This is a genomic window from Rhodanobacter humi (assembly GCF_041107455.1).
Lineage (GTDB): Bacteria > Pseudomonadota > Gammaproteobacteria > Xanthomonadales > Rhodanobacteraceae > Rhodanobacter_A.
Genome location: NZ_JBGBPY010000001.1, coordinates 3,989,550 through 4,014,139 on the forward strand (window position 1 = coordinate 3,989,550; position 24,590 = coordinate 4,014,139).

Below are 24,590 nucleotides of genomic sequence, written 5' to 3' on the forward strand. Positions count from 1 at the left end.
ACGGGGACTACGCCATGAACGCCGTCGCCTCGCCGCAACCTGCCGCGGTGGCGCCGGGCCGGCTGATCTACCTCACCATCTTCGTGCTCTCCTTCGTCGACTTCCTGCAGTCCGGCATGACCGCGTTCGCCGCCGGGCCGATCATGGGGGAGGTGGGTATCACGCCGGAGGACTTCAGCCTGGTCGCGGCGGCCTACGCGGCCGTGGCGATCCTGATGATCTCGATGCAGCGCTGGTTCGTGGAGCGCTTCGGCGGGCGTCCCTGCATCCAGGGCGCCCTGGTGGTGCTGATGGTGGGCGACGCGCTGTCGGCCGGCAGCAGTGACTTCGCCACCTTCCTTGCCGGCCGCCTGGTAATGGCGGTGGGCGGCGGCGCGCTGTTCACCTCGTCGCGCATGATCATCCACCACTGCCTGGCTGGCCCCCGGCGCTTCGCCGGAGTGAAGGCGCTGGCCAGCAGCGTGGCGCTGGGCATCGCCGCGGCGCCCTGGCTGGCGGCCGTCATGGTGTCGAACGCGACCTGGAACGCGATCTACTGGCTGCTGGCGGCGGTCGCCGCATTGGCCTTCGTGCTGGCCGGGCTCACGCTGCCGCGCGAGGCCTTGCTGCCGTCGGGACAGCAGCGCGCCGAGCCCGACCCATGGCAGCAGTTCCTGCTGGTCGGCGGCAGCTTCATGCTGCTCTACGCGCTGCAGCGCCTGTACTACGACTACTACGGCGACCGCGGCTGGACCCTGCTGTTGCTGGGCGCCGCGGTGGCCGCGCTGCTGATCTATGCGCGTCGCCAGCACACCACAGAACGCCCGCTGCTGGCGTTGCGCCACATGTTGCACGCCCGCTACGTCGCGGGTGTCCTGCTCTTTATGTTCGGTTACCTGATGCTTGGGGCGAACAACTACGTGATTCCCGTGATGCTGCAGCGGACGCTGGGCTACTCGTGGGAGACGGTCGGGCATTTCCAGGCGCTCGGCTTCCTGTTCGCCATGCTGACCTGGCTGGTGATGTCGCGCGCACTGCCGCGCTGGCCGGCGCCGCGGAAATTCCTGGTTGTCGGCTTTCTCTCCCTGGCCGGCTTCGGCTGGCTGATGGGGCGGCTCACGCTGTCGGCCAACCTGTGGCTGCACATCCTCCCGGCGCTGGCGCTGTACAGCGTGTTCCTGCTCACCGTGCTGCCCACCGCCGCCATGCAGACCTTCCGGCAACTCGAGTTCGACGAGGCGGTCTTCTCCAACGGCCAGCAACTGAAGAACATGCTGGGGCAGGCCGGCATCGCGTTTGGCATCACCCTGGCCACACTGGGGCAGCAGTGGCGCACCGCGGTGCACTACGGCGTGCTCAATACCTGGATCACGCCAGACGCCCCGCGCTACGTCGATGCCGTGCGGCATGTGCAGGCCGCCTTGGCCGGGACACTCGGTGCCGGCCCGGCGACGCAAGTCGCCACGGCTAGCGTGGCGCGCCAGCTGGCCCAACAGGCGGCGCTGCTGGCGAATATCGACCACTTCCATGCCCTGGAACTGTTGGGGTTGTCGGGCATCGTGGTGACGCTCGTCCAGCGGGTACTGCGGTGAACATGCCCTCCCGACTGGACGCCAGGGATGGAGGCTCGCCGTCGCGACAGCGGTACGCGCCCATGGCGTCATCCGCCGTGCACGCCTGGAATCCGCCACGTCGGGCACGGCGGATGACGCATGGACGCGGGCAGGAAAGCCCGTCCACCCGCAACATTTTTGAACAACCCGTGCCCGCTCCGTGCAAGCCGCCCGCCATGAGGCGGCCTACGCTGATCCCGCGCTGTGCCGACGTGGCGGCATGGCCGCAAGGACCGGGCTACCCGCTCCCGGTGGCTTTCTCCCCAGCCAGGGATGGCCTTTCCCATCACTCGCGGATTGAGAACGACATGGCCAAGGTACTGGTGTTGTACTACTCGACCTACGGGCACATCGAAGCGATGGCGAATGCCATCGCCGAAGGCGCGCGCTCGACAGGCGCCACGGTGGATATCCGCCGCGTGCCGGAAACCGTGCCGCCGGAGGTCGCACGGAAGGCGCGCTTCAAGCTCGACCAGGCGGCGGCGCTGGCCGACATCGCCACGCTGCCGGACTACGACGCCATCATCGTCGGCACGGGCACGCGCTTCGGTCGCATCGCATCGCAAATGGCGGCGTTTCTCGACCAGGCTGGCGGCCTCTGGGCGCGCGGCGCACTGCACGGCAAGGTCGGTGGAGCCTTCAGTTGCAGCTCCACCCAGCACGGCGGGCAGGAAACCACGTTGTTCTCGATCATCACCAACCTGCTGCATTTCGGCATGGTGATCGTCGGCCTGCCGTACAGCCACACGGGACAGATGACGCTGGACGAAATCGTCGGTGGCGCGCCCTATGGCGCGACCACCGTGGCCGGCGGCGACGGCTCGCGCCAACCCACCGCGATTGAGCTGAGCGGAGCCCGCCACCAGGGCGAGCTGGTGGCGCGCACCGCCGCGAAGCTGGCCGGTTGAGGCATGGCCATGTCGATACTGAAACCGCTTGCGGCAGGCGATCCCGACCCGGACGAAACCCAGGAGTGGATCGACTCGATCCGTGCGGTGATCCGCCACGACGGTGCGCCGCGTGCACACTACCTGCTGGCCCGCGCCGCGGATTCCACGCGGCACACCGGCGAGCCGCCGCCGTTCAACGCCACCACCGACTACATCAACACCATTCCGGTCGAGCACCAGGCGTCGATGCCCGGCGACGCCGGGATGGAACGCCGCATCCGTGCGGCCATGCGCTGGAACGCCGCCGCCATGGTGGTGCGCGCCAACCGCAAGCCGGGCGACCTCGGTGGCCATCTCGCCACCTACGCCTCATCGGCCACGCTGTACGAGGTTGGCTTCAACCATTTCTGGCGCACCCTGGGTGCGGGCCACCCGGGCGACCTGGTGCTGCCACAGGGGCACGCCAGCCCGGGCTTCTATGCGCGGTCCTTTCTCGAAGGCCGCTTCAGCGAGGCGCAACTCGATCTGTTCCGCATGGAGGTGCTCGGCAAAGGCGCGGGCCTGTCCTCGTACCCTCATCCTTGGCTGATGCCGGAATACTGGCAGGTGGCCACGGTGTCGATGGGTCTGGGGCCGATCCAGGCGATCTACCAGGCGCATTTCTGGCGGTACCTCGAAGCGCGTGGGCTGGTCGCACCGAGCGACCGCAAGGTCTGGTGCTTCCTGGGCGATGGCGAGACCGACGAGCCGGAAAGCCTGGGCGCACTCTCGCTGGCCGGCCGCGAGAAGCTGGACAACCTGATCTTCGTGGTCAATTGCAACCTGCAGCGGCTCGACGGGCCGGTGCGCGGCAACGGCAAGATCATCCAGGAGCTGGAGGGCGTGTTCCGCGGTGCGGGCTGGAACGCCATCAAGGTGCTCTGGGGAAGCCGCTGGGATCCGCTGCTGGCGCGCGACGACACCGGACGCCTGCGCCAGTTGATGATGGAAACCGTCGACGGCGAGTACCAGGCCTGCAAGGCCTTCGGCGGCGCCTACACGCGCGAACACTTCTTCGGCAAATACCCGGAGACCGCCGCACTGGTGGCTGCGATGTCCGATGGGGAGATCGGCGCGCTGGATCGCGGCGGCCACGATCCGCACAAGGTCTATGCCGCCTACCATGCGGCGGTGCATGCTCGGGGCATGCCCACGGTGATCCTCGCCAAGACCGTGAAGGGCTACGGCCTCGGCGCGGCCGGCGAATCGCAGAACCCGGCGCACCAGAAGAAGAAACTGGACGAAGCGGACGTGCGCCATTTCCGCGATCGCTTTCGCATCCCCGTGCCGGACGAAGCATTGGCCGGGATGCCGTACTACCACCCCGGTGCGAATTCTCCCGAAGTTCGCTACCTGCTCGAACACCGGCAGGCGTTGGGTGGGTTCCTGCCGCGACGCCGGCGTCGCGCGCAAGCCATGCTGGAAGCGCCGCCCCTGGAGCTTTTCGAGCCCATCCTCAAGGGTAGCGGCGAGCGCGAAATCTCCACCACCATGGCGCTGGTGCGTGGCGTGAACCTGCTGTTGCGCGACAAGTCCATCGGCCCGCGCATCGTGCCGGTGATCGCCGACGAGGCGCGCACTTTCGGCATGGAGGGCATGTTCCGGCAGGTCGGTATCTACGCGCCCGAAGGGCAGAAATACCGCCCGCAGGACGCCGACCAGCTGATGTATTACCGCGAGGACTCGGCTGGCCAGGTGTTGCAGGAGGGCATCACCGAAGCCGGCGGCATGGCCGCCTGGATCGCCGCCGCCACCAGCTACAGCGTCAGCGACGTGGCCATGCTGCCGTTCTTCTTCTACTACGCCATGTTCGGCTTCCAGCGCGTGGGCGACCTGTGCTGGGCGGCGGCGGACATGCGTGCACGCGGCTTCCTGATCGGCGGCACCGCCGGACGGACCACCATCAACGGCGAGGGCCTGCAGCACGAGGACGGCCATTCGCATCTCATGGCCGGCGCCATCTCCAGCGTGATGGCCTACGACCCCACCTTCGCCTACGAGGTCGCGGTGATCCTGCACGACGGGGTGCGCCGCATGATGGGCGAACAGGAAGACGTGTACTTCTATCTCACCGTGATGAACGAGAACTACGCGCACCCGGACATGCCGGAGGGTTGTGTCGACGGCATCCTCAAGGGCATGTACCTGCTGCACGAGGGAGGCCGGGAGCAGGGCGGTCGGCGCGTGCAGCTGCTCGGTTCCGGCACCATCCTGCGCGAGGCGATGGCGGCGGCCGAGCTACTCGAACGCGACTTCGGCATCGTGGCGGATATCTGGTCCTGCCCCAGCTTCACCCAGCTGCGCCGCGACGGCTTCGAGGTGGAGCGCTGGAACCGGCTGCATCCCGCCGAACCCGCACGCGTGCCCTACATCGCCGGACTGCTGCAGTCGCATGCCGGCCCGGTGATCGCCGCGACCGATTACGTGCGCGGCTGCGTCGAGCAGATCCGCGCGTTCCTGCCGGAGGGCCGCCGCTTCACCGCGTTGGGCACCGACGGCTATGGCCGCAGCGACACCCGCGAGCATCTGCGCGACTTCTTCGAGGTCGATCGCCGCTGGATCGCCCACGCCGCCATCGATGCGCTGGCGCGCGACGGCGTGCTTCCGGCGACGGAACCCGCACGGGCCCTGGCGCTCTACGGACTCGATCCGGAGACGCCGGACCCGGTGACACGCTGATTCAGGGAAAAACCCCAGGCACCCTCGCGGGTGCCCTGGGGCGACGATGTATGCACGGCCGGCTGGCTCAATGGCCGGCAATGCGCGGGAGCGCCATGGCCGTGGCTTTCGCGTCCGGCAGCGGCAGCTTGACCGGTTCGCCCTCGCCGGCGACCGCGAGCACCAGCAGGGTGGCCGGCTGCGTACCGCTGGCATTGCGCGACACCAGGTGATGGGTGCGCGGCGGTTCGTACCAGCTCTCGCCCTTGTGGTAGGTGCGGGCGGGCTGGCCCTCCAGCTGCGACACCACCGCGCCATCCAGCACGTAGGCGAACACCGAACCGGGGTGGAGGTGCGCGTCCGACGACGCCCCCGGCGCGTAGTTCACCGTGAGCATCACCACGTGCTTTCCGGGTGCATCGGGCAGCGCTTGCTGCATCAACAGCTGATGTGATTCCTTGCCCGCGGGCTCGTGCGCCAGCAGCGGACCGCTGGCGACTAGGGCGACGGGGGCGACGAAAGCGAACAGGCGGCGCAGCGATCGGGTCATGGCGGTGGCTCCTTGAACGGGTGGGTGCAATCAGGCCGGCAACTTGCGGAACGCGATGGCGAAGCGGTTCCAGCCGTTGATGGCGGTCACCAGCAGGGTGAGGTCGGCGAGCTCGGCATCGGTGAAGTGCGGGCGCACCTGCTCCCACAGCTCGTCGGGTGCATGGGTCTGGCTGATCAGGGTGAGCGACTCGGCCCAGGCCAGCGCGGCACGCTCGCGGTCCGTGAAGAACGGGGTCTCGTGCCACACGCTCAATGTGGCCAGGCGGCGCTCGTCTTCGCCGGCCTTGCGGGCGTCGGCGGCATGGGTGTCCACGCAATAGGCGCAGCCGTTGATCTGGGAAGCGCGCAGGCGCACCAGTTCCACCAGCGGTTTTTCCAGGTTGCTCTTGGCGATGCGCTGCTCCAGGCCAACCATGGCCTTGATGGCCTCGGGACTGGCCTTGTAGAAGTCGAGACGCTGGTTCATGGGAATTCTCCGAAGTGAGACAGGACGGGGGCAACAACGGCACGGTGCTCCGGGTTCGGTGTTCCTGGATGAAATGCTCGGCCGGAACCGATGTGCCCGGGGAGGTACTGGCGAGCATCCTGCGCGTCCCTTGCGACGTTGTCGTACGGCGGAATCGGCGTACACGTTCGGAATCATGGAACGTGTTGCCGGACAACGACCGGATCCGCTGACGGCCCCGGGTGCGGTCAAGCGAATGGCCACGCATTCAAGTTAAGGCAGGCCCAGGCGGCAGGCTTGTAGCTTCCTGTCCCTGATTGATCGTTGCTGCAGTACGTACAGGCGATCGGCTCGGCCGCCGTTTCCATCCGAGTGGCGCGATGAAGCCACATGGACGATCGGCCCGAAGTCGGCGCGCAGGAAACCGGCAATCCGGCGCAAGATTCAACAAGTCACGCTGCGCCGCGGGGATTAGTGTCTGGTCGTAGTCAGCCGGAGGCCACGATCATGGGGGTTCCTTCACAGATGCGTCCGGTGACCCGGCCAGAGCTGCTTGCCTTGCTGTTCGATACGCATACCCGCGACGATCCTTGCGCCGAACCGATCGCCCCGCTTGGCGAGTCCGGCTATACCACGCTGACGCGCGTCATTCCCTCGGCCCAGGCCGTGCTTCACGTGGCGGCGCAGATCGAACGGGAGCCGGAGCGGGTTATGGACTGGTATAGCCGTACGCGCATCGCGGAACTCGGTTTTTTCACTGCCGAGCAACTGGTGGAAATGGGCAGGGCGCCCATCGTCATCGCTTTCCTGCAGTCGATTCGGCACGGTGATCGTGGCTGAGCATGTGCGACAGAGGATATCCATCCAATGAATCCGATCCGGTATTTCCGCAACGTCGCTGTCGAACTGGTCCGACTCAACTCTGCGCGCGAGGCCGCCATCGTCGAGGCGTTCACAGCGCTCGAGGAACATATCCCCGCGCTGGCCTCGCTGGCGGTGCAAAACATCGGCGAGCGGGGCCGGGCCGCTCATTGGATGTCCATGCATCAACGTGCCTTCGGGGGGCGATCGGCGTATGACCTGCTGGCCGACGGTGATGTGGATACCGTCTGGGACCGGTTGACGGGAGAGGATGGCGCGCCGGTACCGAGGTTGAGCCGGGCGCCATCGACTGATGGGCCGGGCGGCTAGCTGCGCATGAAGTTCTCCAATCCGTGGAGGTCGCGGTGGATCAGGACCTGGATCTGTACATCCGGAGCTGGCGATGAAACGCGGCGCCTACGGTGACCGGCTGGGGGAGACCTTTCGGCTGCGACAGCCCCCGACGCTGGTGTCGTCCTCTGGCCAGCCATGGCGATTGGCCGTCACGGAGATGCGGTACGAAGTGCCGGGTTTCGGCTTCACCGATCCGGTGGTGGCTGAAGACGCGTTCCTGCTCAGCCTGGAACTGCACGGCTTGAGAAAACTGGAACTCTGGCTCGACGGGCGTTCCGTGGCGAACCAGCCCGTCCTCGCGGGCGGCACGAACTTCTTCGACCTGGCGAGGAACCCGGTCGCCCACATGCTCGATCCGTTCCATGCGCTGCTCTTCTACATCCCGCGTGCAGCGTTGACGGAGTTGTGCGACGAGCTTGGCACGACAAGTGGCAACTTGCGTCATCAGCCGGGCATGCAAGCCATGGATCCGGTGATCGAGCAGTTGGGACGGGCACTGCTGCCGCCGTTGCATGCCGAGCAGCAAACCAACGCTCTCTTTGTGGACCACGTGCTGCTTGCCATGCGCAGCCACCTGCTCATCCACTACGCGGACGGGTTGCGCCCCCGCACGCCAAGACGCTGCGGTCTTGCACCATGGCAGGAGCGGCGCGCGAAAGAGGTGATGCGCGCGAGCGTGGTCGAAGGTATTGCGCTTGCTGCACTGGCGCAGGCTTGCGGCCTGTCTCCGAGCGCCTTCGTGCACGCATTCAGGCAGAGCACGGGATCAACGCCGCACCAATGGCTGATGCTGTTGCGTACCGAACTGGCCATGCAGTTGATGCGCGAGTCGGATCAGCCACTGGCGGCCATCGCCCGGCAAGCGGGCTTTGCCGACCAGAGCCATTTCACCAGGGTTTTCATGGCCAAAACGGGCACGACGCCCGGTGTCTGGCGAAAGAACATTCCGTGCAGGCGGTCACCCATGCGGTGAGAGCCGCCCGAACGTCCACGGTTCGCCGACCAGGGCTTCAAGGCAACGGCAACAGGGTGCCCCACGTGCGCGCACCGCACCACATGCTTGTGAGCTCTAATGGAAGCATGTTCGAGGTTTTCGAACGAATACGTCGAAACGATGGTACGGCAGGCGCAGGCCGCGGGAACAGGATGACGGCCCACGTTCCAAGAAAGCTGCCACCGCACCCACACCACGTTCGTCTGATTCGGGTTCATCGCCGTAGGCGGAACCGTTTCCCACGGCGACATGGGTTCCCTTGTCATTTCGGCGCCAACGCCGCTTGGCGCTTCATCCGGAGTCACAGTCATGTCTTCCCGCACTTTCCTCGTTACCGGCGCCAGCAAGGGTATTGGCCGCGCGTTGTCGGAGCGGCTCGCCAAGGCGGGCCATCACGTCGTCGGCATTGCACGCAAAGGAGGGGACACCGGGTTCCCCGGCGAACTGGTCGCGCTCGACTTGGCCGACCGCCATGCCACGGCCAGTACGCTGCACGAGCTGGCTTCCCGTTACGCGTTCGATGGCGTGGTGAACAACGTGGCGCTGGTTCGACCGCAGCGCATCGGCGAGGTGGATCTCGATGACCTGGACGCCACCCTGGCCCTGAATCTCCATCCGGCCGTGCAGGCCGTGCAGACCATGCTGCCGGGCATGCGCGAACGCGGCTGGGGGCGCATCGTTAACATTTCGAGCCTGACGATACTTGGCATGATCGAACGTACCGCTTATGCGGCGGCCAAGAGCGCGATGGTGAGCTTTACCCGTTCGTGGGGACTGGAACTGGCCCGTACCGGCATCACCGTGAATGCAGTGGCTCCGGGGCCGACCGAAACGGTGCTTTTCCGCGAAAACAATCCACCTGGAAGCGAAGGGGAGAGGCGGTATCTTTCCTCGGTTCCCATGAACCGGTTCGGCAAGCCCGAGGAGCTTGCGGCAGCGATCGCGTTCTTCCTGTCGGAAGAAGCGGGCTTCATCACCGGGCAGACGCTCTATGTCGATGGCGGCGCCTCGATCGGCAAGCTGCCGTTCTAGCGCCACATGCCATTGGCAATGAGGGGCCGCTCCAGGCGGCCTCCTCGCTCGCGCACAGCGGAGCTATGCGGACACCAGGGATGCGTCGAGATCGATCTGCGCCCGCAACAGTTTCGATACCGGGCACGTGGTCTTGGCCACGTTGGCCAGGTGCGCGAAAGTCGCCGCGTCAATCCCGTCGATGTCGGCACGCGCAACCAGGTGCACCATCGTGATGCTGAATTCGCCAGATTGCTGCTCCAGGGTGACCTCGGCCGATACGGCCAGTTGCTTCGGAACGAAGTGGCCTTCGCCCAGCACGAGCGCAAAGGCCATCGCGAAGCAGCTGGCATGCGCCGCTGCGATGAGCTCCTCGGGATTGCTCCCGCGTTGACCTTCGAATCGGCTGGCAACGCCGTAGGGGACGGCATGCAGCGCTCCACTTTCGGTGGAGATATTGCCGCTGCCGCCCGGAAAGCCGCCTTGCCAGATCGCGGAACCGGTTCGCTTGATCTTCATGTCATGGCCTTGTGTCGGTAGTGGGGAAGGGCAGGCACGCGCCGGCCCTTGGCCATGCAAGCTAGGCCGAAGCCCACCTGTCGGATTGACCAAAACGATTGCCGCTTGGCATTTCTGGTGCACGGGCGTCACCGCCCGCTGCGCTTCCACGGCGGCCTGGGACAGACACGCGCTTGTGCAGTGATGACGACCCGGAATATCCGGAGGATGGGGCGCCTGTTTGCCGAGTGCCGATCAGTGGCGTGTGGGTTTGCGCGGCGTCTGCAGCGAGCTGCGCCACATGCTTGGCGTCATGCCCATCTTGCGGCTGAAAGTGCGGGTGAAATGGCTCTGGTCGGCGAAGCCGGCGGCATACGCGATATCAGCCAGGGAGCGGGTCGGGTCATCGCGCATGAGCTCGATGGCCCGCTCGATCCGCTGCTGGATCATCCACTGGTGCGGCGACACCCCCGTACTGGCGTGGAACAGGCGGATGAAGGTGCTGGTGGAAAGCGCACAGGCCCGCGCCACTTCCTCAAGTGCGATACCTTCGGGCAAGTGTTCGCGCATCAGCTCTATCGCGTTTCGCTGTTGCCACGGCGCCAGGCCACCACACGGGACGGGCGGCTTGCGGGCGTTGCCTGTGCAACGCGAAAGCAGATGGGTACGCAAGGCAAGCAGCACGTGGTCTACAAACAATTGCTGGTTGCGTCGCTCGGCATGCAGGGCCGGCAGCAGGCATTGCCCAAGGTGGTTGATCACGGGGTCGTCGACGAAATCGCCCGGTCGATGCTGCAGTTCGGCCGCGGCCGGCATGCCAAGGGACTCGGCCAGCTGCGTGAGCGCCTTGCACGGGACATAGAAGAACAGCGGATGAAACGGTTCGGGCAGCCAGGCAACCGGGTTGCTGCGCAGGTCGTAGATATGCGTGGTGCCGGCGGCAATCGGCTTCACCGCAACGGAGCGGCCATCCAGCCACAGTTCGTGCCGCTCCACGTTCATCAACTGCAGGCCGATCAGGTAGGCCGATTCGCCGGCAATGGGCGTAGTAAAGCCGAAGTCGGGCTTCAGGTGCCACAACTCGGTAGCCGCCATGTGCACCTTGTCGGTCAGCCGGGTGACAAGCGTAGGCGGGTCTTTCAGATAGAAAGACGAAGCAAGACGGGGACCATAGGCAGCTCGGTACATGGCGCGTCTCCTTCCCTGCCCAGGATGGCGCTTGGCAGGGGTTGCCAACTATAGGAACGTTGCCTGGCAGCCTTCAACAGCCTTGAGGCCCTGTCATAACGAGCTACCGGTGGCGCCGCCTCAGGCTGGCAACGGCACACCGTCGATCAGCCGTTTGGCCAGGCGCGGCTGGCGGATCTGTTCCAGCCACCAGGCCAGTGCACGGCCGTCGTGGTCGCCGCGCCAGGCGGCGAACAACACGTTCGGCTCGCGGGGATCGGCCATGGCCTTTTCCACCAGCGCGCCGCTCTTGAGCAGGGCCGAAACCCGGTGGTGCGGCAACCAGCCGATGCCGAGGCCGTCGCACTGGGCGAGGATCTTCGCGCGCATGGTCGGCACGGCGAGCGTGGCCTGGCCGCCCACCACCCCGTAGCCGCGCCCGGCGCCGCGCGAGGAGTCGGCCACCACCACCGAACGGTGCGTGCTCACGACCTGCTGGCTCAGCGGCCCGCTCACCTTCCCGAGCGGATGCCGCGGTGATACGGCGAACACCCATTCCATGCGCCCCAGCTCGGCCCAGCGCAATTGCGGGATGGCCGGTGGTTCATTGGTCGCGCCGATCACCAGGTCGGCACGTCCTTCGCGCAGCGCCTCCCATGTGCCGCCAAGCACCTCATGGGTGATGCGCAGGCTCACCCCGGACTCCAGCTTGTCGAACGCGCGGATCACCGGCAGCAAGGTGTCGAACTCCAGTATCTCGTCGGTGACGATATGCAGCCGATCCTCCCAGCCGCCGGCGACCTGTTTCACCCGGCGGGTAAGGCGCGCGACGTCATTCATCAATCGCGCGGCCTCCTGTGCCAGCAGATGGCCGGCCGGGGTGAGTTGCAGGCGATAGCGCCGGCGGTCGAACAGCAGCGCGTCGAAGCGCGCCTCCAGCTGGCGGGCGGCGTGCGAAATGGTGGACGGCGCGCGCCCGAGCCGCACGGCTGCGCGGGACAGGCTGCCGGTCTCGCGGATGGCCTCCAGCAGGGCCAGTTCGTCCTCGGTCAACATGTGCGGCCTCTTCGAATGGGTTCGTCGATCCGATGGTACGGCATGCCGCGGACGGCGGCGCAGCATGTGCTCACGTTCAAAACCCCTTCCGAACGTCATTCCATCGAGGAGACTGCCATGAACCGTTTCGCCAACAAAACCATCCTTGTCACCGGCGGCAGCAGCGGCATCGGCCTGGCCGCGGCCAGGGCTTTCGCCGCCGAAGGCGCCCGCGTGGTGATCACCGGCCGCGACTCCGCCGCCTTGTCGAGCGCGCTGTCCGAGCTGGGGCCGAGTGCCCTTGCCCTACGCAGTGATACCGGCTCGGTCGGTCAGGCCCGGCAACTGGCCAGCGATCTGGCTGCGCAGTCGATCAAGCTCGACGCGGTGTTCATCAATGCCGGCAGCGCCAGGTTCGCCCCGTTTGCCGACGTCGACGAAGTGCTCTGGGATCAGAGCTTCGACACCAACGTGAAGGGCGCCTACTTCCAGTTGCAGGCGTTGCTGCCCCGGCTGAATGCCGGCGCCTCGATCGTCATCAACGGTTCGATCAATGCGCACATCGGCATGCCGAACTCGTCGGTGTACGCCGCGAGCAAGGCCGCGCTGATCACCCTGGCCAAGACCCTCTCGGCCGAGCTGCTGCCGCGCGGTGTGCGCGTCAACGTGGTGAGCCCGGGGCCGGTGGCCACGCCGCTGTACGGCAAGCTGGGCATGGACAAGACGACGCTCGAGGCCACCGCCGCGCAGATCCAGGCGCAGGTGCCGCTGGGCCGCTTCGGCACGCCGGAGGAGATCGCCGCCACCGTGCTGCACCTGGCCTCGCCGGAGTCGGCGTTCATCGTCGGCAGCGAGATCGTCATCGACGGCGGCATGAGCCAGCTCTGACACCCCGATGCCCGGCGGCGGACCAAGCCGCCGGGCGCTTACCCGCGGAGATCTTCCATGAAGCCCTTTCAGCAAGTCGCGCGATCGCTCGCGCTGGCAGCCACGGCAAGCTTGGCGCTCAACGCACCGGCTGCTCCGGCGCCCGTCGTGCAGAGCCGCTACGCCGTCACCGAACGCGTCACGCTGCACTACCTCGAATCCGGTCACGGCGACGGCACGCCGGTGATCCTGCTGCACGGCTATACCGAGACCAGCCGCATGTGGCGTCCGTTGATGGCCGGGCTGGGCGATGGCCGCACGGTCATCGCGCCCGACCTGCCGGGCGAAGGCGACTCGGGCATTCCTGCCGACGGTTACGACAAAGCCACGATGGCACGCGACATCCACGCGCTGGTGCACAAGCTCGGCTATCGCAAGGTGAACCTGGTCGGCCATGACATCGGCCTGATGGTCGCCTACGCCTACGCTGCCCAGTACCCGGACGAAGTGCAGAGCGTCACCCTGATGGACGCCTTCCTGCCGGGCGTGGGTGACTGGCAGAAAGTGTGGCTGCTGCGCGACAAATGGCATTTCAACTTCTACGGCGAGACGCCGCTCAAGCTGGTGCAGGGGCGCGAGCGGATCTATCTCGAACACTTCTGGAACGATTTTGCCGCCAACCCCGAGCATTCGGTGTCCGAAGCTGACCGTCGCTACTACGCCGCCTCGTACGCACGCCCGGGGCGTATGCGCGCCGGCTTCGAGTATTTCCACGCCTTTCCGCAGGATGCTGAGACCTTTGCCCGCTTCGCGCGCACTCCGCTGACCATGCCGATGCTGGTACTGGGCGGCGAGAAGGCTTCCGGCTCGTTCCTGATCACGCAGGCCACTCTGATCGACACCCGGGTGCAGGGCGTCATCGTCAAGGGCGCCGGCCACTGGCTGATGGAAGAGGCCCCCGAGCAGACCATTCCGGCGATCACCCGGTTCATCGACCAGGTATCGCCGGTGCAGCGGTCCCTTCGAATCGCGCCCGCCCACCCGGAGCGGACGCCACTTTCCCGGAAACAGGCATGAACACGCGACTCCAGAACAAGGTGGCCCTGGTCACCGGCGGCAGCGCCGGCATCGGGCTGGCCACCGCGCGCGCCTTTGTCGACGCAGGCGCCATCGTCTACATCACCGGGCGCCGCCAGGCCGAGCTCGATGCTTCCGTGGCCTCGCTGGGACCACAGGCGACCGGCCTGTGCGCCGATGCTGGCCGGCTCGACGACATCCGCGCCGTCTATGAACGCATCGGCCGCGACCATGGCCGCCTCGACGTGCTCTACGCCAATGCCGGTTTTTACGAATTCGGCGCGCTGGGTGGGTTGAGCGAGGCGCATGTTGACACCACCTTCGATATCAACGTGAAGGGAGTGGTGTTCGCCGTGCAGCAGGCCCTGCCACTGATGGGTCGCGGTAGTTCCATCGTCCTGACCGGATCCATCGTCGCCAACCAGGGCGCTGAATCCTTCAGCATCTACGCTGCCAGCAAGGCCGCCGTGCGCTCGCTGGCGCGCAGTTGGACCGCCGAGCTGAAGGATCGTGGCATCCGCGTCAACGTGATCAGTCCGGGCCCGATCGACACGCCCGGGTTGAGCGGCTTGGCAGGCGGCGCGGACAACCTCGACGGACTGAGGCGCCAACTGGTGGCCACCGTGCCGATGGGACGCATGGGCCTGCCGGAAGAGATCGCCAAGGCAGTGCTGTTCCTTGCCTCGGGGGAGGCGTCCTTCGTCACTGGGATCGAGCTGGCCGTGGACGGTGGAGCGGGGCAGGTATGACGCATGTGGGTCACAGCCATGCGTGAACCGCCATGTTCCACGAATATCACTCAGTGAATCAGCAACACGCACACGAGGATTCCCCATGCACATTGATCTCTCCGCCCACACTGCCATCGTCAGCGGTTCCACCGCCGGCATCGGCCTGGCCATCGCCAAGGGCCTAGCCGGTACCGGTGCACGCGTCGTCGTCACCGGCCGCACGCCAGCGCGCGTCGATGCGGCGATCGCTGCGATCAGGAAGGCACTGCCGCAGTCGAAACTGGACGGCGTCGCCGCCGACCTCGGCACGGCCGCAGGCACGGACGCGCTGATCCAGTCAGTGCCGGACGCGGACATCCTAGTCAACAACCTCGGCATCTTCGAGCCCAAGGTGTTCTTCGACATCCCGGACGCCGACTGGCAGCACTTCTTCGAGGTCAACGTGATGAGCGGCGTGCGCCTGTCGCGGCACTACGCGCAAGGCATGGTCCGGCGCGGCTGGGGACGCATCCAGTTCGTGTCGAGCGAATCGGGCGTGCAGATACCCGCCGAGATGGTGCACTACGGCGTGACCAAGACCGCCCAGCTCGCGGTGTCGCGCGGTCTGGCCGAGACCCTGGCCGGCACCGGCGTCACGGTCAACGCGATCCTGCCCGGCCCGACCCTGTCCGAAGGCGTGGGCGAATTCTTCGGCAAGATCGCCGCCGAGCGTGGCGTGCCGCAGGCGCAGGTGGAGAAGGAATTCATTGCCACCCATCGTCCCACCTCGCTGATCCAGCGCCTGGCCAGCGTGGACGAAGTGGCCAATCTTTCGGTGTATCTGGCCTCGGAGCAGGCCTCGGCTACCACGGGAGCCGCCATGCGCGTGGATGGCGGTGTGGTGCGATCGGTTGTCTGAGTTTGCCGGCAGAGCATCAGCTCCCAGCAATCGAATCGACCCGCTCTGGGGATATGGGTTGTGCGGGTTCTTCTCCCAACTGAGGGAGAGGCGCACGGCCGACCGGTCAGACTTGCTGTTCTCTAGGCAACAAACTGGGGCCGGCCGTGGCCGATGGAAATTGTATTGCCCAGTTGGGAGGCTGGGGCGGATATGGTGTTGAGCATTGGCGGCATGAGGATCGCGGGGGTCGGCGCTGGCTGGTGATCGCGCTGGAGCCACTGCCCGGTATCGCGCGTCGATGTTCGGGCTGCGGCGCCACCACCACGGCCATACACGACCACAGCCCGCGCCGCATCCGCGACCTGCCGGTGTTCGAGTCTGCGGTGGAGCTGGTGGTACCGCGTTTGCGGCTGGCGTGCCCGACCTGTGGGCCGCGTCTGGAGCACTTGGACTGGCTCGACCCGCATGCCCGGATCACGCGACGCCTGGCCGAAAGCGTGGCTCGGCTGTGTGCTGTCACGTCGCTGCTGCATGCCGCCCGCTGGTTCGGTCTGAACTGGAAGACCGTCAAGCAGATCGATTTTCGCCACCTGGAACGAGCCCTGGGACCGGTCGACCTGAGCGGGGTGACCGTGATCGCGATGGACGAGTTTGCGATCCAGAAGGGCCATCGCTACGCCACCGTCGTAGTGGAACCGGAGCGCAAGCGCGTGCTGTGGGTGGGTCGTGGGCGCGCACGGGCCGATGTGCGCCCCTTCTTCGAGCTGTTGGGTCCGGAAGGCTGCCAGCGTCTGCGGGCGGTGGCGATGGACATGAACACGGCCTACGACCTGGAAGTGAAACAGCACTGCCCCACCGCGGCGGTGGTCTACGACCTGTTCCACGTCGTGGCGAAGTACGGTCGTGAGACAGAGGCGATCGCGCCGCAAAGAACGAAAGGGCGCCCGCTTTTGTCCTGTGACGCGTCGCAGCGACGCGCAACCTTCCAGCGAGGAATGTCGGCAGGAGCTTCCTGACTAGCACCTGGTTTTGAGGACCGAAGTTACCGTTGTCCATCGTGGCGTGCCATGTTGCCACGGCAAGCATCAAACGCTGGAAGGTAATGTCGAATGAAATCGCCCATTGAGCCGCGGAACGCATGGGCTTCCATCGGAATATCGATGTCCAAGGCATCGCTGATTCTTCCCGCAAGCGCACGTTGGCGCTCCGTGGGGGGAAGCAGGTCGCGATCCACCAGTTGATACAGGGCGACCGCCACGGTATCCAGTTCTATGGAACCTGAGGCGCCAGGTCGTCGCTCACCGCCGACGCACCAAGACGTCGGCGGCGTCTCTAAGCTGGCGTTGAGACCGCGATCCCAAGGCCCGCCGGTGATTAGGTCAAGTTATCGGGGGTAGGCATCGGTCGTCCCGCTGGGCTCCACTTGCGGCGCTCTTGGTGCATACCGTGGTAAGCACGGCCGCCAACGTCGCAGACGTGGTCGAGATGCCAAACCTGTTGCACGGCTGAGAGCGGTACGTTTTTGGCGACGCCAGCTACACCGGCGCGCAGAAGCGGACACCGAAACGCGGGTGGAGGTTCTGGATCGCGGCCAAACGCAGTGTGGTGAAGGCGATCAAGGATGCGAAGCTGCGCGCGATCACCGAGCAGCTGGAACACGCCAAGGCCTCGATTCGTGCGGCGGTGGAGCACCCGTTCCGGGTACTCAAGCGGCAGTTCGTTTTCATGAAGGTGCGCTACAAGGGCTTGGCGAAGAACGGCGCACAGGTGACGACGTTGTTCGTGCTGGTCAATCTGTGGATGGTGCGCCGGACCTTGCTGCAAGCAACATAGGATAACTGCGTCCGCAGTGGCCCCACGGGGCCAACTGCGGCATGAGGAGCACGGTGTTTGGCTGGCAATCCACACATCTTTGGCTTGTGCCGAGCTCAATCGCACGTCGAGATGAACGGGCGGCGATTGATCAGACCATCCTTATCGGGGGTAGGGCAGGGAAGATCACCTACACGTAAAACGGTTCACCGTGCTGTACCGTTGCCATTCTGTATCTGCTGCAGCACCCGCGGCAGCTGTTGTGCCACGAACTCGATGAAACTGCGCACCACTGAGATGCCCTGGCGCGGGCCGCCGCCCTCTGCAAGCTCTTGCCCCGATCCGATCCTGTGCGCCGCGAGCAATTATCTCGACTGAGGATCGACGCTAATCAGGTGGGGATTTGTCGACTCACACAGGTAGAAAATGATGTATACCAGACGCTGGCTTTGTTCGACTGCAGAGGTCGGCCCGGACCATCGGGCTCTCGTACCCGCCTTATTGGGCGAGCTGAAATGAGACGCCTCGTGGTTGATGGTTTTGTTTTCGGCATGTCGCGGCTTTCGGTGTTTCGGTTTGCCTTGGAGATGCGCGATGAATGAAGCAGCACAACCCTTGACCGACGACGATTCCGAACTTTCACCATGGTGGTTGCGAACGGTGGCGATCGTGATGGTGATCGGCTTTGCCGGATTGCTGGCCATCACCTCGCTAGCCTACCGCAATGCGCCGCCGATCCCCGCGCAGGTAGTGGACGCCCAGGGCAGACTGCTGTTCAGCGGCGACGATATCCGTGCCGGTCAGGCGGTCTTTCTCAAATACGGCCTGATGGACAACGGCAGCATCTGGGGACATGGCGCGTATCTCGGACCGGACTATTCCGCCGAAGCGCTGCATCGTCTCGGTGAGGACACCGCCGCGGCCATTGCCGGCAAGCAGTATGGCAAACCCGTGGGCGCATTGGATGCGCAGCAACGGGCAGCGGTGCATGCGGAAACGGCGGTGACCCTGAAAACCAACCGTTACGATGCGCAGAGCGGCGTGTTGCGCCTGATCGAGCCCGAGGCGGTCGCCTACCGGCAGCAGATCGGTTACTGGACGAACTACTTCAAGGATCCGACCAGGAATGGCGGGCTCAAGCCGGATCTGATCAGCGATTCCACCGAGCTGCATCAGTTCACCGCTTTCGTGACCTGGGCTGCGTGGGCTTCGGTGGCGACGCGGCCGGGTACGGATGCGTCGTACACCAACAATTTTCCCTACGACCCCAGCGTGGGCAATGTCGCCACCGGCAGTGCGCTGCTGTGGAGCGCGCTGAGCCTGCTGGTGCTGCTGGCCGGCATCGCGACCGTGCTGCTGGCGTTCGGCAAGTTCGATTACCTGGGATGGATCAGCCGCGGTCACCATGTGCACCCGCAGTTGCTGCCGGGACAATCGAGTCCGGGTCAGCGTGCGCTAGTGAAGTTCTTTGTCGTGGTGGCCTTGCTATTCCTGATGCAGACGCTGGTCGGCGGTGGCGTGGCGCATTTCCGCGCGGATCCGGGCAGTTTCTATGGCTTCCAGCTGGAAAGCATTTTTCCCAGCAACCTTCTGCGCACCTGGCATCTACAGACTGCGATCTTCTGGATTGCCACCGCGTACGTCGCTGCCGCCTTGTTCCTTGGCCGCTCATTGCGCGCGCCGGATGACGAGCCGCGCTGGCTGGCCGGTTGGGTGCACGTGCTGTTTGCGGCCTTCGTGGTGGTGATCGGCGGCAGCCTGCTCGGCGTCTGGGCCGGCATCGAACAGAAGCTGGGCAACTGGTGGTTCTGGCTCGGTGACCAGGGCTGGGAGTACCTCGAGCTTGGCCGGATCTGGCAGTACCTGCTGGTGGTCGGCCTGCTGGTCTGGTTTGCCATCCTCTGGGTGCTCGCGCGTCCGCGCGCGGTGGCCAATCCGGCGGCACGACCGCTGGCGAAAATGTTCATGTTCGCGGCCGTCGCCATCCCGGTGTTCTACGTGCCGGCGTTGTTCTTCGGCGCCAAGACGAATTACACGGTGGTCGATACTTGGCGCTTCTGGATCATCCATCTGTGGGTCGAGGGCTTCTTCGAATTCTTCGCCACCACGGTGGTGGCGCTGACCTTTTATCAACTGGGCCTGACCCAGCGCAACGTAGCGTTGCGGGTGATCTACCTGGACGCGATCCTGTATTTCCTCGGCGGCCTGATTGGCACCGGGCACCATTGGTATTTCACCGGGCACACCAATTTCAACATGGCGCTGTCGGCCCTGTTCTCGGTTCTTGAGGTCGTTCCGCTGACCTTGCTGACGTTGGATGCCTGGGATTTCGTACGGACCACCCGCGGCGATTGCGAGATTTGCGGCAAAGCAGTCGCGGTGCCGCACAAGTGGACGTTCTACTTCCTGATGGCGGTAGGCTTCTGGAACTTCGTCGGTGCCGGCATGTTCGGCTTCTTCATCAACCTGCCGATCGTCAGCTATTACGAGGTGGGCACCCAAGTCACGCCGACCCATGGCCATGCCGCGCTGATGGGGGTGTTCGGCATGCTGGCCATTGCCCTGATGGTGTTCTGCCTGCGCCAGGCCAGCAGCGATGCGCGTTGGCCTGGAATCGAGAAGTATGTCAGGGTGGCGTTCTGGGGTAGCAATGTTGGGCTCGCGATGATGTTGCTGCTGAGCCTGTTTCCTAGCGGTGTGCTTCAGCTCTGGGACGTGGTGCAGCATGGCTACTGGCATGCACGCAGCATCGAGTACATGAGCATGCCGCGCTCGCACGTGATCGAATGGATGCGGTTGCCTGGCGATCTGGTCTTCATTATCTTCGGCGCGGTTCCGCTGGTAATCGCGTCGACCAAGGGCTATCTGGGTATGCGTGCGGAAACCGCAGCGGGCCGCTGAAACGCGCCGCATCCGCTGAATCAGGTCGACTCGCCCGCGGGCAAGTACCTCATCGACCATGGCATCGAGTGCAAGGACTTCAACTCCTACGGCTCACGTCGCGGCAACCACGAGGTGATGATTCGCGGCACCTTCGCCAACATCCGTCTGCGCAACCAGTTGGCGCTTGGCACCGAGGGTGGCTTTACTCGTGACTTCACGCAAGACGATGCATAGGTAAGTAGCATCTACGACGCGTCGGTCAACTACATCAAGGCGGGTACGCCGCTAGCCATCCTGACCGGTAAGGAATACGGCTCCGGTTCGTCGCGCGACTGGGCCGCCAAAGGTTCTGCACTGCTGGATGACGCCCAGGTGCGGGGCCTGGTGCCTCCAAATAGCCGTTCGCAGACAACCCCTGACGAGCCCGAGTGCTAGCTCAGTACCAGCACGAATAGTACGACCCGATGTGAAGCACCGTTCAGTTGGAACATGCCGAGAATTTCCGGTCATGGAAGTGGATGGACTGGCTGGCCCTGCGGTGTAGGCGACGCCAGTGGTTGTGGAGCGGCCGTTAGCGCCGTGGATGCCGTGGGCCTAGCCAAGCACTGCTGCGGCCTGTGGGCGTCGGTGGCTGCCTTGGCGGGGCAGCGATAATCCAGCGCAGCCACCAGTGCAGGCGTGACCTCGTCGAAACCGAGTACGCTGCCGCCATGCTCGCGCATGAAAGCCGCCGCTGCCGCGCGGGTGGCGAACGGCGCCAGGGTTGGGCCCATCGAACCGGGCAGCGGCTGCCAGACCACATAGAAAGAACGGCGCGCGTCGATGAAGCTGGCCGCGGCGTGGCTGGGCTGCTGCCAGTCGATATGCGCGCTGTCCTGCACGAACAGCGCCTGCAGCGAGGCCTGATTTTCAGGCTGCAGCACGTAGGCGAAGAAGTCGCGGGTGGAGTCGAACATCAGCGGCTTGGTGCGGCCGGCCACCCAGGCTTCCGCCCGCGGCCCCGGCGAACTGTCCAGGTACATGCCGCATACGGCGCAGGTGTCGTCCGGATGGGTGTCGACCGCTTGCCGGGCGGGGGTGCGGTCGACACCGCAACCAGTGAGCAGGGCCAGCGCGAGGGCCGGTGTCGCCAGCCAGCCGGAGCGGAGTGGGGAACGGGTGCACATGCGTTTCTCCTCAGATTTCCTTGCGCCGGAATGCAAGCATCGCCCCGGCGAACGGCAGCACCGCCCAGGCCAGCAGCACCAGGCACAGCAGCAGCGGCGAGTAGCCGTGGTGGGCGGTCATGCCGGTCAGCAGGTCGTTGCCGGCACCGTCGCCCAGAGCGGTGAGGTTGACCAGCCGGAACACATCGACCGGGTTGAGCAGCAACAGGTACGGATACATCGCCCGTTCGATCGGGTTGCCGCCGCTGACCACCAGCAACGCCAGCAGCGCCAGGTCGAACAGCACCACGCTGAGCAGCCAGCCGATCAGCGCCAGGCCGGCGGCGCGCGACTTGTCGACGGTCAGCACGCTGATCAGGCAGGCCAGCCCGACGAAGCAGGCGCCCAGCAGCGAGGCGCTGAGGATGAAGCGGCCGATGTGCAGCCACGCCTGCAGCGTCTGCGCGGGCGGCTGCATCAGTTGCATGATCGCCACCGCCAGGCCGAAGCCGAGCAGGGTGGCTACGGCCAGTGCGCCGCAGTGGCCGAGGAACTTGCCGGCGACCAGCTGGCTGCGCGCCAGCGGATAGCTGAGCATCAGCAGCAGGGTGCCGTCGTCGCGCTCGCCGACGATGGCGTCGTAGGCGATCAGCAGGCCGATCAGCGGGATCACGAAGGCGCCCAGCGTGGTCAGGCTGGCCAGCGTGGCGTCGAACGAGGTGAAGCCGACCCGGCCGGCGGCGGCGCTGCCGAACCAGGCGATGCCCAGTGCCAGCAGCGCGAACAGTATCGTGAGCGCCACCGTCCAGCGGTTGCGGAAGTCGTCGCGGAACTCCTTCCGGGCGACGATGAGGATGGTGTTCATGCGCAGGCCTCCGCGGCGGACCGCTGACCGGCGCCGAGCCAGTCGTAGAGCTGCGCCAGCGTGGGCTCGCGCACGTCGAGGTCGGCCACCGCGGGATCGGCGAGCAGTTCGCGCAGCACGGGCAGCTTGCCGGCCCGCGGCACCTGCAGCTCCAGCCGACCATCGGGCCGCCGCTGCGCGGGTAGGCCGCGCGCGTCCAGCCGGGCCAGCAGTTCGCCGGCGGCGTCACCGCGCGGGTGCAGCAGCACGCGGGCGGGCAGTGCGGCCTGCTCGCCCAGCGCGTCGAGGCTGCCGGCGGCGAGCAGCCGGCCCTGGCGCAGGATCAACGCGCCGTCGATGTGCGGCTCCAGCTCGGCGAGCAGGTGCGAGGAAATCAGCACGCAGCGGCCGTCCGCGCGCAGCTCGCCGACGATGCGGTACAGCTCGCGGGTGGCCTGCGGGTCGAGGCCGGTGGTCGGTTCGTCCAGCAGCACCAGTTCCGGCGAGCCGAGCAGGGCCTGCGCCAGGCCGAGGCGTTGCCGCATGCCCTTGGAGTACGTGCCGATGCGCCGGTCGGCGGCGTGGGCCAGGCCGACGCGCTCCAGCAGCGCCTGCGCCTGGCCGCGCGGCGCCTGCTTCAGCCGGGCCAGGTAGTCGAGCAGCTCGCGCCCGCTCAGGCTGGCGTAGAAGGTGGCGCTCTCGGGCAGGTAGCCGATGCGCCGGCGCAGCGCGTGCGCGCGCCACGGCGACTGGCCGAGCACGTCTAGGCGGCCGCCGCTGGGGGCGATCAGGCCCAGGATCAGCTTGATCAGGGTCGACTTGCCGGCGCCGTTGTGGCCGAGCAGGCCGATCACCCGGCCGCGCGGCACGCAGGCGCTGACGCCGTCGAGCGCGGCGAGCGTGCCGTAGCGCTTGGCCAGCGCCTCGCATGCAATCGCGTGGTTCATGGATCGACTCCGTAGGGGGCCGGGGCGCGCATCAGCGGGTGGCTGTCCTGCACCGCGGCCGGGGTGAATACCGGGAAGGCGCGCTGCACGTAGCGCAGCAGCAGGATCGACGGACTGGACATCAGGCTTCGCGCGGCCGGGTATTTCCACAGCAGCACGTCGACGCTGTCGTTGGGCCGGAACGGCACGTCGCCGATGCCGTCGCCGTCCAGGTCCCACCCGAGGTAATCGCTCCAGAAGTTGCCGCGCCCGCGCTCGGACCATTCCTGGGCGAGGTTCTGCGCGTACTTGACCTGCACGCGGTTGTCGATGAAGCGGTTGTTCCAGACCCGGTTGTGCTCCGAGCCCGCGGTCACGTGGATGCCGATCTGCGAGTCGGCGACCAGATTGTCGTGGATCGCATTGAACTGCGACAGGTAGACGAACAGGCCCTTGCCCTCGCCGCCGTCGATGGACTGGCCGTCGCCGCCGCGCTGGCCGGCGACTCCGCGCACCAAGTTGCCGGCGATCTCGCTGTAGGAAATGTAGTTGAACAGGAACCCGTAGGCCTGGTCGCCGTCACTGGTGTTGCCGATCACGTGCAAGTGGTCGGAAGCCATCAGCGCGTAGCCGGCGAGGTTGTTGCGGCTCGCGTTGCCGGTCAGCCGATTGCGGTGCGAGTACATGTAGTGGACGCCGTAGCGCACGTCGTGCACCGTGTTGCGGGCAATCGTGTTCTGCGTGCTGACATAGACGTAGATGCCGTCGCGCGACCAGCCGACGTCGTTGTCTTCGATGGTGCAGCCGGTGTCGTTCCACAGGTGGATGCCGTCGCCGCGGTCGGCCACGCGCAGGCGGCGGATGCCGCGCACGGTGTTGTGCCGCACCTGCACGTCGGAGGCTCCGTCGAGGTAGATGCCGAAGAGGCTGTCCTCGACCGTGCTGCCCGCGATGAGTACGTCGTGCGCGCTGCGCTCGACGTAGATGCCGGCATTCATCGCGGTGAGGTCGGTGCCGCTGGCGCGCACGTCGAGATTGCGCACCGTGACATGGTCGGCGCCGATGCGCAGCACGTCGCCGCGGCCGTCGCCATCGAGGATCGCGCCGGGTCGCCCTTCCAGGACCAGGGGCTTGTCCACGCGCAGGTGGACATGATGCACGCCGGCGGGCACCTCGATCACCGCGCCGGGCGCGGCCGCCGCCACGCGCGCGGTCAGGTCGTCGGCGGCGCGCGTGCAAGGAGCCACCAGTACGGCGGCCAGGGTCAGGATGGACAGGCGGGCGGCGGACATGGCTGCGCGTGCCGCGCCGTCGCGGGAGGCGACGGCG

At 66.1% G+C, this 24,590-nt stretch carries 23 protein-coding genes and 2 pseudogenes; 15 read left to right on the top strand and 10 right to left on the bottom strand.

Translation table 11 applies throughout. The annotated features are described in order from the left end of the window. Positions 1–14: 14 nt before the first annotated feature. The 3 genes from AB7878_RS17735 (at position 15) to aceE (ending at position 5,200) form a co-directional block, all read left to right on the top strand. Entirely contained in the window at positions 15–1,571 is a 1,557-nt protein-coding gene (locus AB7878_RS17735; protein WP_369495622.1) for an MFS transporter, read from the top strand. A gap of 329 nt (positions 1,572–1,900) precedes the next feature. Next, positions 1,901–2,500 (top strand): NAD(P)H:quinone oxidoreductase, encoded by a 600-nt coding sequence (gene wrbA, locus AB7878_RS17740; protein WP_369495623.1) that lies wholly within the window; start codon positions 1,901–1,903, stop codon positions 2,498–2,500. A gap of 9 nt (positions 2,501–2,509) precedes the next feature. After that, the gene (gene aceE / locus AB7878_RS17745; protein ID WP_369495624.1) at positions 2,510–5,200 is read left to right on the top strand and encodes a pyruvate dehydrogenase (acetyl-transferring), homodimeric type; all 2,691 of its coding nucleotides are present in this window, start codon (positions 2,510–2,512) and stop codon (positions 5,198–5,200) included. Between the two features lie 67 nt (positions 5,201–5,267). On the opposite strand, the gene AB7878_RS17750 is transcribed toward aceE, so the two are convergent. Beyond that, the gene (locus AB7878_RS17750) at positions 5,268–5,729 is read right to left on the bottom strand and encodes a cupin domain-containing protein (protein WP_369495625.1); all 462 of its coding nucleotides are present in this window, start codon (positions 5,727–5,729) and stop codon (positions 5,268–5,270) included. Positions 5,730–5,759: 30 nt separating this feature from the next. Next, positions 5,760–6,197 (bottom strand): carboxymuconolactone decarboxylase family protein, encoded by a 438-nt coding sequence (locus tag AB7878_RS17755; RefSeq protein WP_369495626.1) that lies wholly within the window; start codon positions 6,195–6,197, stop codon positions 5,760–5,762. Positions 6,198–6,566: 369 nt separating this feature from the next. Here AB7878_RS17755 and AB7878_RS17760 point away from each other — a divergent pair, with 369 nt between their 5' ends. The 4 genes from AB7878_RS17760 to AB7878_RS17775 all read left to right on the top strand — a co-directional run bounded on the left by AB7878_RS17760 (position 6,567) and on the right by AB7878_RS17775 (position 9,417). Further along, positions 6,567–7,016: a hypothetical protein gene (locus AB7878_RS17760; protein ID WP_369495627.1), complete on the top strand. Its 450-nt coding sequence runs from the start codon at positions 6,567–6,569 to the stop codon at positions 7,014–7,016. A 27-nt stretch (positions 7,017–7,043) separates the two neighbouring features. Then, positions 7,044–7,367, top strand: coding sequence for a DUF2384 domain-containing protein (locus AB7878_RS17765; protein ID WP_369495628.1), 324 nt, complete (start codon positions 7,044–7,046; stop codon positions 7,365–7,367). A 73-nt stretch (positions 7,368–7,440) separates the two neighbouring features. Further along, complete coding sequence (locus AB7878_RS17770; protein WP_369495629.1) at positions 7,441–8,364, top strand: helix-turn-helix transcriptional regulator; 924 nt, start codon at positions 7,441–7,443, stop codon at positions 8,362–8,364. Between the two features lie 330 nt (positions 8,365–8,694). Then, positions 8,695–9,417, top strand: coding sequence for an SDR family oxidoreductase (locus AB7878_RS17775; protein ID WP_369495630.1), 723 nt, complete (start codon positions 8,695–8,697; stop codon positions 9,415–9,417). 63 nt (positions 9,418–9,480) lie between these two features. On the opposite strand, the gene AB7878_RS17780 is transcribed toward AB7878_RS17775, so the two are convergent. The 3 genes from AB7878_RS17780 to AB7878_RS17790 all read right to left on the bottom strand — a co-directional run bounded on the left by AB7878_RS17780 (position 9,481) and on the right by AB7878_RS17790 (position 12,117). After that, the gene (locus AB7878_RS17780; RefSeq protein WP_369495631.1) at positions 9,481–9,915 is read right to left on the bottom strand and encodes an OsmC family protein; all 435 of its coding nucleotides are present in this window, start codon (positions 9,913–9,915) and stop codon (positions 9,481–9,483) included. A gap of 234 nt (positions 9,916–10,149) precedes the next feature. After that, positions 10,150–11,082 carry an AraC family transcriptional regulator gene (locus AB7878_RS17785; protein ID WP_369495632.1) on the bottom strand — a complete coding sequence of 311 codons (933 nt, stop codon included), beginning with the start codon at positions 11,080–11,082 and terminating at the stop codon, positions 10,150–10,152. 120 nt (positions 11,083–11,202) lie between these two features. After that, positions 11,203–12,117, bottom strand: a complete 915-nt coding sequence (locus AB7878_RS17790) for a LysR family transcriptional regulator (protein ID WP_369495633.1) — start codon at positions 12,115–12,117, stop codon at positions 11,203–11,205. Positions 12,118–12,234: 117 nt separating this feature from the next. On the opposite strand from AB7878_RS17790, the gene AB7878_RS17795 reads away from it, so the two are divergent. The 5 genes from AB7878_RS17795 to AB7878_RS17815 all read left to right on the top strand — a co-directional run bounded on the left by AB7878_RS17795 (position 12,235) and on the right by AB7878_RS17815 (position 16,667). Next, positions 12,235–12,984 (top strand): SDR family oxidoreductase, encoded by a 750-nt coding sequence (locus tag AB7878_RS17795; RefSeq protein ID WP_369495634.1) that lies wholly within the window; start codon positions 12,235–12,237, stop codon positions 12,982–12,984. A gap of 57 nt (positions 12,985–13,041) precedes the next feature. Beyond that, positions 13,042–14,040: an alpha/beta fold hydrolase gene (locus AB7878_RS17800; protein ID WP_369495635.1), complete on the top strand. Its 999-nt coding sequence runs from the start codon at positions 13,042–13,044 to the stop codon at positions 14,038–14,040. Beyond that, positions 14,037–14,789 carry an SDR family oxidoreductase gene (locus AB7878_RS17805; protein WP_369495636.1) on the top strand — a complete coding sequence of 251 codons (753 nt, stop codon included), beginning with the start codon at positions 14,037–14,039 and terminating at the stop codon, positions 14,787–14,789. The genes AB7878_RS17800 and AB7878_RS17805 overlap by 4 nt, the downstream gene beginning before the upstream one ends. An 85-nt stretch (positions 14,790–14,874) precedes the next feature. After that, entirely contained in the window at positions 14,875–15,669 is a 795-nt protein-coding gene (locus AB7878_RS17810) for an SDR family NAD(P)-dependent oxidoreductase (RefSeq protein ID WP_369495637.1), read from the top strand. Between the two features lie 242 nt (positions 15,670–15,911). Then, entirely contained in the window at positions 15,912–16,667 is a 756-nt protein-coding gene (locus AB7878_RS17815) for an ISL3 family transposase (protein ID WP_369495638.1), read from the top strand. Positions 16,668–16,693: 26 nt separating this feature from the next. Here AB7878_RS17815 and AB7878_RS17820 read toward each other — a convergent pair whose 3' ends face one another. Next, positions 16,694–16,909: a hypothetical protein gene (locus AB7878_RS17820; protein WP_369495639.1), complete on the bottom strand. Its 216-nt coding sequence runs from the start codon at positions 16,907–16,909 to the stop codon at positions 16,694–16,696. A 176-nt stretch (positions 16,910–17,085) separates the two neighbouring features. Here AB7878_RS17820 and AB7878_RS17825 point away from each other — a divergent pair. The 3 genes and pseudogenes from AB7878_RS17825 to AB7878_RS17835 all read left to right on the top strand — a co-directional run. Beyond that, positions 17,086–17,484 (top strand): annotated as a pseudogene (locus AB7878_RS17825) (transposase); the annotation flags it as partial. A 573-nt stretch (positions 17,485–18,057) separates the two neighbouring features. Further along, entirely contained in the window at positions 18,058–20,364 is a 2,307-nt protein-coding gene (locus AB7878_RS17830; RefSeq protein WP_369495640.1) for a nitric-oxide reductase large subunit, read from the top strand. Positions 20,365–20,415: 51 nt separating this feature from the next. After that, positions 20,416–20,781 (top strand): annotated as a pseudogene (locus AB7878_RS17835) (hypothetical protein). Between the two features lie 71 nt (positions 20,782–20,852). Here the strand turns inward: AB7878_RS17835 and AB7878_RS17840 are convergent. From AB7878_RS17840 to AB7878_RS17855, 4 genes are read right to left on the bottom strand one after another with little or no spacing between them, the layout of a single operon-like run. Beyond that, positions 20,853–21,512, bottom strand: a complete 660-nt coding sequence (locus tag AB7878_RS17840) for a nitrous oxide reductase accessory protein NosL (protein ID WP_369495641.1) — start codon at positions 21,510–21,512, stop codon at positions 20,853–20,855. Positions 21,513–21,522: 10 nt separating this feature from the next. After that, positions 21,523–22,356 carry an ABC transporter permease gene (locus AB7878_RS17845; RefSeq protein WP_369495642.1) on the bottom strand — a complete coding sequence of 278 codons (834 nt, stop codon included), beginning with the start codon at positions 22,354–22,356 and terminating at the stop codon, positions 21,523–21,525. Next, positions 22,353–23,282 (bottom strand): ABC transporter ATP-binding protein, encoded by a 930-nt coding sequence (locus tag AB7878_RS17850; protein ID WP_369495643.1) that lies wholly within the window; start codon positions 23,280–23,282, stop codon positions 22,353–22,355. The genes AB7878_RS17845 and AB7878_RS17850 overlap by 4 nt, the downstream gene beginning before the upstream one ends. Further along, positions 23,279–24,553 carry a nitrous oxide reductase family maturation protein NosD gene (locus AB7878_RS17855; RefSeq protein ID WP_077485301.1) on the bottom strand — a complete coding sequence of 425 codons (1,275 nt, stop codon included), beginning with the start codon at positions 24,551–24,553 and terminating at the stop codon, positions 23,279–23,281. The genes AB7878_RS17850 and AB7878_RS17855 overlap by 4 nt, the downstream gene beginning before the upstream one ends. Positions 24,554–24,590 lie beyond the last annotated feature (37 nt).